Annotated in this window: 6 protein-coding genes; 1 reads left to right on the forward strand and 5 read right to left on the reverse strand. The window is 52.7% G+C overall.

Annotation, left to right across the window (positions count from 1 at the left end; all coding sequences use genetic code 11):
• Positions 1 to 107: 107 nt before the first annotated feature.
• From pspG to FDW87_RS09425, 3 genes are all read right to left on the reverse strand, one after another.
• Positions 108 to 350, reverse strand: a complete 243-nt coding sequence (gene pspG, locus FDW87_RS09415; RefSeq protein WP_016155352.1) for an envelope stress response protein PspG — start codon at positions 348 to 350, stop codon at positions 108 to 110.
• Positions 351 to 483: 133 nt separating this feature from the next.
• Positions 484 to 1,482: a tRNA dihydrouridine(20/20a) synthase DusA gene (dusA, locus tag FDW87_RS09420; RefSeq protein ID WP_137379682.1), complete on the reverse strand. Its 999-nt coding sequence runs from the start codon at positions 1,480 to 1,482 to the stop codon at positions 484 to 486.
• A 107-nt stretch (positions 1,483 to 1,589) separates the two neighbouring features.
• Complete coding sequence (locus tag FDW87_RS09425; RefSeq protein ID WP_016155350.1) at positions 1,590 to 2,078, reverse strand: cupin domain-containing protein; 489 nt, start codon at positions 2,076 to 2,078, stop codon at positions 1,590 to 1,592.
• A 115-nt stretch (positions 2,079 to 2,193) separates the two neighbouring features.
• On the opposite strand from FDW87_RS09425, the gene zur reads away from it, so the two are divergent.
• On the forward strand, positions 2,194 to 2,712 hold the full coding sequence (gene zur / locus FDW87_RS09430) for a zinc uptake transcriptional repressor Zur (protein ID WP_003031709.1): 519 nt from the start codon (positions 2,194 to 2,196) through the stop codon (positions 2,710 to 2,712).
• Between the two features lie 48 nt (positions 2,713 to 2,760).
• Here zur and FDW87_RS09435 read toward each other — a convergent pair whose 3' ends face one another.
• Positions 2,761 to 2,970, reverse strand: a complete 210-nt coding sequence (locus tag FDW87_RS09435; RefSeq protein WP_019077869.1) for a CsbD family protein — start codon at positions 2,968 to 2,970, stop codon at positions 2,761 to 2,763.
• Positions 2,971 to 3,105: 135 nt separating this feature from the next.
• The gene (gene dinF / locus FDW87_RS09440) at positions 3,106 to 4,425 is read right to left on the reverse strand and encodes an MATE family efflux transporter DinF (protein ID WP_137379683.1); all 1,320 of its coding nucleotides are present in this window, start codon (positions 4,423 to 4,425) and stop codon (positions 3,106 to 3,108) included.
• Positions 4,426 to 4,512: the final 87 nt, after the last annotated feature.

Below are 4,512 nucleotides of genomic sequence, written 5' to 3' on the forward strand. Positions count from 1 at the left end.
GTACAGCTCGATGAATTCGTTAACCTGGCAATAGTGACAGATTTGATAATCAATTCCTATTTGCTTCTAAAGGCAATGTTGCAGGTTGTGACACACCGCTCAATACCTTAGTAAAATCGGCGGTTATTGCGCTGATACTGTGGGACTTTTGGCGCTTTTATCGCCTTGATAACCCACACCACGGCAACGGCCAATAACAGCCAGGGCAACAGTTTAATCATCAACGCAAATAGTCCGCCCAAAAACATCACCACAGTGGCTACCACCAATGCGGCCAGCACTCCCAGCAAAGATACGCCGGTGACCATCAGCATGATAAAAAATCCAATCACAAAAAGTAGTTCCAGCATGGCTCTCTCCCGAAATGAAATACTCTCCACAGCTTTACAAGAAACATGCCAAAATTAATATATTGATTTATAAAGCAAACGCCCCGCGACGAAGCGCAGGGCGTGGTGAAATTCACTAACTTTTGGCGAAAACTTAACGTTTGTCTGCCACCAGCTTCAGCGCATGTTCCAGAACCTCAATATCTGCCCCGGCTTTATGCGCATTTTCGCTCAGATAGCGACGCCACTGCCGTGCCCCAGGAATCCCCTGAAACAGTCCCAGCATATGGCGCGTGACATGCCCCAAATAGGTTCCTTTACTCAGTTCACGCTCAATATACGGATACATCGCACGCACTACGGCGACCGGATCGGCATCTTCGCTGGTGACAGCAAAAATCTGGCGGTCAACGGACGCCAGAATGCCTGGGTTTTGATAAGCTTCGCGCCCCACCATCACGCCATCCATATGTTGCAGATGGATTTTCGCTTCTTCCAGCGATTTTATGCCACCGTTGATCGACATCGTCAGATGCGGAAAATCGCGCTTTAGCTGATAAACACGGTCATAATCCAGCGGTGGGATTTCGCGGTTTTCTTTCGGGCTTAGCCCGGACAACCAGGCCTTGCGGGCGTGGATGATAAACATCTCACATTCACCGTTACCGGAGACCGTGTTGATGAAATCGCACAGGAATTCGTAGCTGTCCTGGTCATCAATACCGATACGGGTTTTCACCGTTACCGGAATCGATACCACATCGCGCATCGCTTTGACGCAATCAGCGACCAGTTGCGCATTCCCCATCAGACAGGCACCAAACATTCCATTCTGTACACGATCGGAAGGGCAACCCACGTTAAGGTTAATTTCGTCATAGCCCCGTTGTTCAGCAAGCTTTGCGCACTGCGCCAGCGCAGCCGGATCGCTCCCGCCCAGTTGCAAAGCGACCGGATGTTCTTCTTCGCTATACGCCAGATAATCGCCTTTACCATGAATGATCGCGCCGGTGGTTACCATCTCCGTGTAGAGCAGTGTCTGGCTGGACAGTAAGCGCAAAAAGTAGCGGCAATGTCTGTCCGTCCAGTCGAGCATCGGCGCGATAGAAAAACGATGAGCGGGAAAAGCGGTAGACTGAGATTCAGGCAGCATGGCGAATATTCAAGCATCCGGTTAAAAAAGGGGCGCTACTATAGCATAGACCGTTACGATAGTGAGCCACATCCTCGCGGTTCCCCCTCCCTGCTCCCCGACAAGCGCTATTTACGCCCCGGTTTTCCGTCGTGAGATCCAAAAAACTGCGGCGGATGGTCGACCCAACGGTCCTCACGTGTGGCGGCATAAACCGGATTAAGCGGATAATAAATACGATTGTATTTTTTGTTCGCCTCACCCACGACCAGCAGACGTACTTCTTCACTGGTGTTATTGATAAAGGTGTGACACACGCCGGTGCCCGCCGGGAAACCGACGCTGTCGCCCGGTTCCAGCTTCCATAAATAACCGTTAATCCAGGCTTCAGGATATCCTTCCAGCACATAGATAAACTCTTCCTCATCGCTTTCAGCGTGCGGATACGAGGTGCGTCGGCCCGGCGGCAGGCGCTCATGATGAATGCCGAGTCGCCCTAACCCCAGCTTGCGGGCAAGCGGCGCACCTATGGAAAACAGCTCATCGCTGTCGGGATAGGTGGAGTCATCAGCCCCCTCAACTTCACGCCAGTGACGAATACAATCGGGTCTTTTCATGATTATTTTCCAGTATTGCGATGGGTCAGGTATAGCACACCGTGGTGGATCTCGGTGTTTTAAACAGAACATGTTAAAGTAAGGGATTAACCTTGCACGCAAATCGAGGCGCCAAATGGACAAAACCACCACGCAGGAGTTATTGGCTCAAGCTGAAAAACTCTGTGCGCAACGCAACGTACGGCTTACGCCACAACGCCTCGAAGTGCTGCGCCTGATGAGCCTGCAGGAAGGCGCAATCAGCGCTTACGACCTACTTGACCTGTTGCGGGAAACCGAGCCGCAGGCCAAGCCGCCGACCGTGTATCGTGCGCTTGATTTTCTGCTGGAACAAGGGTTTGTGCACAAGGTGGAATCCACCAACAGCTATGTGCTTTGCCATCTGTTCGATCAGCCAACTCACAGTTCCGCAATGTTCATTTGCGACCGCTGTGGTGTGGTAAAAGAAGAGTGCGCGGAAGGCGTGGAAGACATCATGCATACGCTGGCAGCAAAAATGGGCTTTGCCCTGCGACATAACGTTATTGAAGCCCATGGACTGTGCCCGGCCTGTGTGGAGGTTGAGTCATGTCGTCACCCTGGCGAATGCCAGCATGACCATACGATTCAGGTGAAGAAAAAAGTTGGGCGTTAAGCGGGTGGGAGAGCGTACATCCTTGTACTCTCAGGAGGGAAGGGTTAATTACCAGCGGTAATCATTACGTTTTTCCCAATCGGTCACTTCTTTCTCCGCCTGATCTTTCGCGTAACCGTAACGCTCCTGGACTTTACCGACCAGTTGGTCACGTTTACCTTCAATGACCGTCATATCATCATCGGTCAGTTTGCCCCATTGCTCTTTCACTTTACCTTTAAACTGCTTCCAGTTACCGCCGACTTCGTCTTTATTCATCATCAAGTCCTCATCGTTAGGTTGTGAATAGCGAGAGTGCCATGTCCAGACACATGCTGTTTTTGCTGGACGTGAGAATAAGTGTAGTCAGGGATTCTGGGTTTTATTTACTATTCGGAATTTTTAACCATCCGCTCAGGCAAACCAGGTTCCATTACGCCAGTGACGCCGCCAGATAAAGGCCAGGGAAAGCCCACGCAACGCGAGAAAAACGGTTAACGCCAGCCACAAACCATGATTTCCCAGCAACGGTAAAGCCAGTAGCGTTAATGCGAACCCTGCTGCGGCAACGGCCATACTGTTGCGCATTTCTGCAGCTCGTGTCGCTCCAATAAACATACCGTCGAGCAGATAACACCACACTCCCACCAGCGGCAAAACCACCTGCCAGAAAAGATAGCGCTCGGCCAACAGTTGGATTTGCGGCAGCGAGGTCAGCAGCGCAACAATCTGCTCGCCAAACAGGGCGTAAACCAGCGAAAACAGAATAGCCACAATACCGGACTGTCGACAGGCCGCCCGCCAGACATCAAGCAACTGGCTGCCATCCCTCGCCCCATAGGCCTGACCCGAATGCGCTTCCACGGCATAGGCAAATCCATCCAGCGCGTAGGCGGTAAACGTCAGCAGAGTCATCAGAACGGCGTTAACCGCGATGATGTCGCCTCCCAAACGCGCGCCAAGAACCGTAATGGCCCCAAAGCAGAGCTGTAGCAACAGAGAACGCAGCATGATATCGCGGTTGAGCGCCAGCAAACGACGGAAGTTGCCACGCCACGCCAGCTTCAACATTGCCAGCGAAATTCCACGCATATGCAGGACTTTGCGTACCATCATCAGGCCAATCAGCAGCGTGGCATATTCGGCAATCACCGTCGCTAACGCCGCTCCCTGCACGTTCATATGCAGGCCCATTACCAGCCATAAATCGAGCACAATGTTGAGAATATTGCCGACAATCAACAGGATAACTGGCGCGCGCGCATACTGAACGCCAAGCAACCAGCCGAGCAGCACCAGATTCGCCAGCGATGCGGGTGCGCTTAACCAGCGGATTTCCAGGAAACGTCGGGCCTGCTCCAGTACCGCCTCACTTCCGCCGACAATGTGCAGAGCCAGATCGATAATCGGCGTACGAAACAGTGCGATAAGCAGCCCAGCCCCCAGCGCCAGCAATAGCGGCTGCACCAACGCGCGCGCCAGCGCCTGCGGATTTTTCGCGCCAAATGCCTGCGCGGTAAGGCCGGTGGTACTCATGCGCAAAAAAAGCAGCAGCATAAAGAGAAAGCTGGTCGCCGTGGCGCCAACAGCAACGCCGCCAAGATAGACCGGACTATCCAGATGACCAATCACCGCGGTATCCACCAGTCCCAACAGGGGAACGGTGATATTGGAGAAGATCATCGGCAAGGCGAGGTGCCAGAGTGCTTTATCAGAAGAGGTAAAGAAAGGCATACAGGAGAGCCTGAGAAGAAGTTAGATGTACTGAAAAAAGATGCTGTGTAGGCCCGGTAAGCGTAGCGCCACCGGGCAAGTTGCCGG

It is taken from the genome of Citrobacter sp. wls826, from assembly GCF_005281245.1.
In the GTDB taxonomy this organism is placed as follows: Bacteria; Pseudomonadota; Gammaproteobacteria; order Enterobacterales; family Enterobacteriaceae; genus Citrobacter; species Citrobacter braakii.